The following is a 5043-nucleotide window of genomic DNA, read 5'->3' as shown; positions in this document are numbered from 1 at the left end:
GTCGAGCGCACGGCGCGGAGCGCGGCGGCGGCTTTCGCCGAGCACGCGCCCCGCGACGTCACGGGCCTCGCGGCCGAGCGGAACGTCTTCCGCCGGCTCGCGTCCGGCTCCCCCGTGCTCGTGCGCCTGGCCGAGGGCGAGCCGGTGGGCTCGCTCCTGCAGGTCGTCGCGGCGGCGGCGAGCTCCGGAGGAGCGGTGGCCGTGTCGAGCGCGGCGGCCCTGCCTCCGCAGGTCGCCGCGGCGGTGGCGGAGGCGGCGGAGGTCCTCGCCGTCGAGGACGACGCCGCCTGGACGGCGAGGGTGCGCTCCCACGGAGCCGGCCGCGTGCGGCTCCTCGGCGCTCCCGCCTCGAGCGTGACCGCGGTCACCGGCGGCCGCCCGGACCTCGCCGTCTACGCGGGGGCGGTCACGGAGTCGGGACGCCTGGAGCTGCTGCCGTTCGTCCGCGAGCAGGCGGTCTCGATCACGGCGCACCGCTTCGGCACCCCGGACCACCTGACGGACGCCCTGCTCTGACGCCGCGGCCGGGGACCGGTCGGTCTCGATACGCCGCTCCGCGGCTACTCGACCAGCAGGACCGGGCGCTCCCCCTCCTCTGCTGATCGAGTAGCCCTCGCAGAGGGCGTCTCGAGATCCACGACATCCGGACACGTCAGTCTCGATACGCCGCCCTGCGGCTGCTCGACCAGCAGCACCGCGCTAGAACAGCCCCCGCGGCGACTCCACCGACGCGAGCACGCCCGGCGCCGCCACCACCGTGAGACGGCCGACCTCCTCGGGCGTGAGCTCCGGCAGCCGCTGCGCGAGGTCGAGGAACCGCTCGATCTCGCGCTCCTCGAGCACGTCGGCCGCGAGCGTGCGGAACTTCGTCACGTACTGCTCGCGCGAGAACGGATGGGCGCCGAGCGGATGCGCATCTGCCACGGCGATCTCGTCGACGATCGTGGTGCCGTCGGTCAGCAGGATCTCGACGCGCGCTCCGAACGCCTTCTCGGCGGGGTCCTCGGAGTGGTAGCGGCGCGTCCACTCCGCGTCCTCCTCGGTCGTCGTGCGGTGCCAGAGCGCGATGGTGTCGGCCCGCGCCGCCCGCTCGGGGGCGTAGCTGCGCACGTGGTGCCAGGCTCCGTCCTGCAGGGCCACCGTGAAGATGTAGGGCACGGAGTGGTCCAGCGTCTCGCGCGAGGCCGCCGGGTCGTACTTCTGCGGGTCGTTCGCTCCCGAGCCGATCACGAAGTGGGTGTGGTGCGACGTGTGGATCACGATGCGCTCGACGCGCTCGGGATCGGCCGCCTCGGGGTGGGAGTGGTGCAGGCGGCGGGCGAGGTCGATCAGCGCCTGCGCCTGGTACTCGGCCGAGTGCTCCTTCGTGTAGGTGTCGAGGATCGCGCGCTTGGCCTCGCCGCGGTCGGGCAGCGGCACGTCGTACGACGCGTCGGCACCGTCGAGCAGCCAGGCGATCACGCCGTCCTCGCCCTCGTAGATCGGCGACGGGCTGGTCTCGCCGCGCATCGCCCGGTCGACGGCCTCGATCGCCATCTTGCCCGCGAAGGCCGGCGCGTACGCCTTCCAACTCGAGATCTCGCCCTTGCGGGACTGCCGCGTGGCGGTGGTGGTGTGCAGCGCCTGCGCGATCGCCTGCTCCGTCGTCGCCACGTCGAGACCGAGCAGCGTGCCCAGTCCCGCGGCGGCCGACGGGCCGAGGTGCGCCACGTGGTCGATCTTGTGCCGATGCAGGCTGATCGCCTTCACCAGGTCGACCTGCACCTCGTAGGCGGTGACGATGCCGCGCACGAGCTGCGCGCCGCCGATGCCGACGTGCTGGGCGACCGCGACGAGCGCCGGGATGTTGTCGCCCGGATGCGAGTACTCGGCGGCGAGGAACGTGTCGTGGTAGTCGAGCTCGCGCACGGCGACGCCGTTGGCCCAGGCGGCCCACTCGGGCGAGACGCGGCGGGCGGGATCCACTCCGACGACGACCGCGCCCTCTCCCCCGATGGACGCGGGGTGCGCGAGCGCCTGCGAGCGCGCGGCGACGACGGGGCGGCGCAGCAGCGAGGCGGTCGCGACGGCGGCGTTGTCGATGACGCGGTTGACGACCATCTCGGCCACCTCGTCGTCGACGGCGACCGGGTCGACGGCGAGGCCGGCGAGCGCGTGGGCCAGCTGACCGGTGCGTGCGAGGTTCTCCTCGCTGCGGTGGACGCGGACGTGGTGATCGTGCACGGGGGCTCCTTCGGCTCGTCCTCCCAGGCTAGCGGCGGTGCTCCCGGCTGCTCGAGCGGCCTCCGGGATGATGGCGGCATGGCCTCCACGCGCGTCGCCGCCTTCGACTGCGGCACCAACTCCCTCCGCCTCCTGATCGCCGACGTCGACGACGGACGCCTCGTCGACGTCCTCCGCCGCACCGAGCTCGTCCGCCTCGGGCACGGCGTCGACCGCACGGGCCGCTTCGATCCGGAGGCTCTCGAGCGCACGCTCGCCGTCACCGGCGAGTACGCCGATCTGGTCCGCGACGCCGGTGCGACGCGGCTGCGCTTCGCCGCGACCTCCGCCACCCGCGACGCGGCGGACCGCGAGGACTTCCTCGACGCGGTCGAGCGGATCATCGGGGTGCGGCCCGAGACGATCACCGGCGAGGAGGAGGCCGCGCTCTCCTTCCGGGGTGCCACCGGCGCCGTCGACAGCGCGCGCCCGGTGCTCGTCGTCGACCTCGGCGGCGGGTCGACCGAACTGGTCCTCGGCGATGCGGTGCCCGAGCAGGCGCACTCGATGGACGTCGGCAGCGTCCGTCTGACCGAGCGCCACCGCCGGGCGGACGCGCCGAGCGAGCAGGAGCGGGAGGCGATGCGGGCGGACGTCCGCGCGGCGCTGGCCGCCTCCTCCGTCGACCTCTCGCGCGCTCGCAGCGTGGTCGGGGTCGCCGCCACTGTGCTGACCGTCACCGCGCACGCGCTCGGCCTCCGCGCGTACGACCGGGAGGCGCTCGAGGCGGCCCTGCCGCTCGAGGACGTGCTCGCCGCCTGCGACGACCTCTCCCGCCTCTCCCCGGCCGAGGCCTCGGCACTCCCCTACCTGCGCTCCGGCCGCGAGGACGTCATCGCCGCCGGCGCGCTGATCTGGGGCGAGGTCCTGCGCGCCGCGAGCAGCGCCTCGCCCGGACTCCACTCCGTCACGTCGACCGCGCACGACCTCCTCGACGGCATGGCGCTCGGCCTCGGCGAGGGCACGGGCCGAGCGGAGTAGCGGAGCGGAGTAGCGTGGACGCTCCCGCCCCGCCCACCGTGAGGAACCCCGCCATGACCGCTCCCGTCGTCGTCCACGTCGTCTTCACCCCGGCTGAAGGCGCTCGCGAGCGCATGGTCGACGCTCTGCGCGCGGGCATCGCCGAGGTGCACGGCGAGCCGGGCTGCGAGCTCTACTCGATCCACGACGCGCCAGACGGCACCGTCGTGATGATCGAGAAGTGGACCAGCGCGGCCGAGCTCGACGCCCACGGCGCCGGCGAGCCGGTCGCGCGGCTGAACGCCTCGCTCGAGGGACTGCTGCAGGAGCCGCCGCGCATCGTGCGCCTCGTCCCGATCCCCGCGGGGACTCCGGAGCAGGGCGCCCTCTGACCCCCGCCGCCGCCGGCCCTCTCCGTCAGCGGGTCAGCTCGCTGCCGGAGTCGCGGCTGAGGCGTGCCGCCGCGACCAGAGGCACCAGGGTCAGCGCCGCGATCACCAGGAACGCGAACCGGTAGGGCACGAGGTCCGGACCCAGCAGGGTGCCGACCGCGAGGGCGACGCCGCCCACCGCGACGCCGAAGCCCGCCGCCACCTGCTGCGTGGTCGCGCTCAGCGTGTTCGCGCCCGACATGCCCTCGGCCGGCACCTCGGCGAAGGTGACGGTGTTGTAGGCGGTGAAGCCCGCCGACCGGGCGACGCCGCTGAGCACCAGCAGAGCGACGACCGCGGCGATCGGCACCTCCGCCGTGAGGAACGCCATGGCCGCCATGCACGCGACTCCGATCGCGTTCGAGACGACGAGCACGGTGCGGAACCCCAGCGTCCGCAGCAGCCACGTGGTGGCGGGCTTGATCGCCAGATTGCCGACGAACAGGGCGAGCACGACGGAGCCCGCCTGCACCGGGCTCCAGCCGAACGCGTCCTGGAACAGCAGCGGGAGGAGGAACGGGACGGCGTTGATCGTCGCCCGGTAGAGCGATCCGCTCGCGTTCGCCACCCGGAACGTCGCGAAGCGGAAGGCGTCGAGTCGGACGAGCGGGTGCGGCGCGCGGCGCAGGTGCCGCACGGCCACCGCCGTCACCGCGAGGCCCGCGACGGCGAGCGTCAGCGCCCGCGGATCCGAGACGGAGGCGGCGACCAGTCCTGAGGCGCCGACGAGCGCGCCGAGGCCGACGGCGACGAGCACGAGGCCGACGACGTCCAGGGGCGGCGGTGCCGCCTCCGGACCGCCAGGCACGATGCGCAGCGCCAGGCCGAACGCGACCGCTCCGAGCGGCAGGTTGATCAGGAAGATCCAGTGCCACGAGGCGTAGGTCGTGAGCAGCCCGCCGACGAACGGCGCGACGATCGGCGCCACCAGCCCCGGCCAGACCAGGATCGCGATGGCCTCGATGATGCGCTCGCGCGGCGTGACCCGCAGCACCGCGAGGCGGCCGACCGGGACCATGAGCGCTCCGCCGACCCCCTGGAGCACCCTCGCGGCGATCAGCACCGGCAGCGTCGGGCTGAGGGCGCAGAGCAGGGACGCGATCGTGAAGACCGCGATCGCCAGGGCGAAGACGCGGCGCACGCCGAAGCGCTCGCTCAGCCAGCCCGAGGCCGGGATCAGGACCGCGACGGTGAGCAGGAACGCGGTCACCGTGATCGCGATCGCGGCGGAGTCGACGCCCAGGTCGGCCGCGATGGCGGGAGCCGCCGTGGTCACGATGGTCGCGTCGAGGTTCTCCATGAAGAAGCAGCCGGCGACGAGGAGCGCGAGGGCGCGGTGGCGGCGGAGATCCAGGGGGTGCCTCCTCGGCAGTGGCGGACGGGACGGGGC

At 74.3% G+C, this 5043-nt stretch carries 4 protein-coding genes and 1 pseudogene; 3 read left to right on the top strand and 2 right to left on the bottom strand.

The genetic code is table 11. From position 1 onward, the window contains the following. A pseudogene (locus NB037_RS18635) lies at positions 1 to 516 on the top strand (1-pyrroline-5-carboxylate dehydrogenase); the annotation flags it as partial. A gap of 183 nt (positions 517 to 699) precedes the next feature. Here NB037_RS18635 and NB037_RS18630 read toward each other — a convergent pair. Continuing rightward, positions 700 to 2223 carry an MmgE/PrpD family protein gene (locus tag NB037_RS18630; protein WP_251948433.1) on the bottom strand — a complete coding sequence of 508 codons (1524 nt, stop codon included), beginning with the start codon at positions 2221 to 2223 and terminating at the stop codon, positions 700 to 702. Between the two features lie 78 nt (positions 2224 to 2301). On the opposite strand from NB037_RS18630, the gene NB037_RS18625 reads away from it, so the two are divergent. After that, positions 2302 to 3243, top strand: coding sequence for a Ppx/GppA phosphatase family protein (locus tag NB037_RS18625; RefSeq protein ID WP_251948431.1), 942 nt, complete (start codon positions 2302 to 2304; stop codon positions 3241 to 3243). A gap of 53 nt (positions 3244 to 3296) precedes the next feature. Continuing rightward, positions 3297 to 3614 carry a putative quinol monooxygenase gene (locus NB037_RS18620; protein WP_207407413.1) on the top strand — a complete coding sequence of 106 codons (318 nt, stop codon included), beginning with the start codon at positions 3297 to 3299 and terminating at the stop codon, positions 3612 to 3614. Positions 3615 to 3639: 25 nt separating this feature from the next. Here the strand turns inward: NB037_RS18620 and NB037_RS18615 are convergent. Next, on the bottom strand, positions 3640 to 5043 hold a 1404-nt coding region (locus NB037_RS18615; RefSeq protein WP_308202091.1), incomplete at its 5' end, for an MFS transporter.

This window comes from Rathayibacter rubneri, from assembly GCF_023743255.1.
GTDB lineage: Bacteria > Actinomycetota > Actinomycetes > Actinomycetales > Microbacteriaceae > Rathayibacter > Rathayibacter rubneri.
This window is presented reverse-complemented; position numbering and strand designations above follow the sequence as displayed.

Bases quoted from the DNA above. Each gene is read 5' to 3' on its own strand.
- NB037_RS18625 (WP_251948431.1), top strand. From the start codon at position 2,302: ATGGCCTCCACGCGCGTCGCCGCCTTCGACTGCGGCACCAACTCCCTC.
- NB037_RS18620 (WP_207407413.1), top strand. From the start codon at position 3,297: ATGACCGCTCCCGTCGTCGTCCACGTCGTCTTCACCCCGGCTGAAGGC.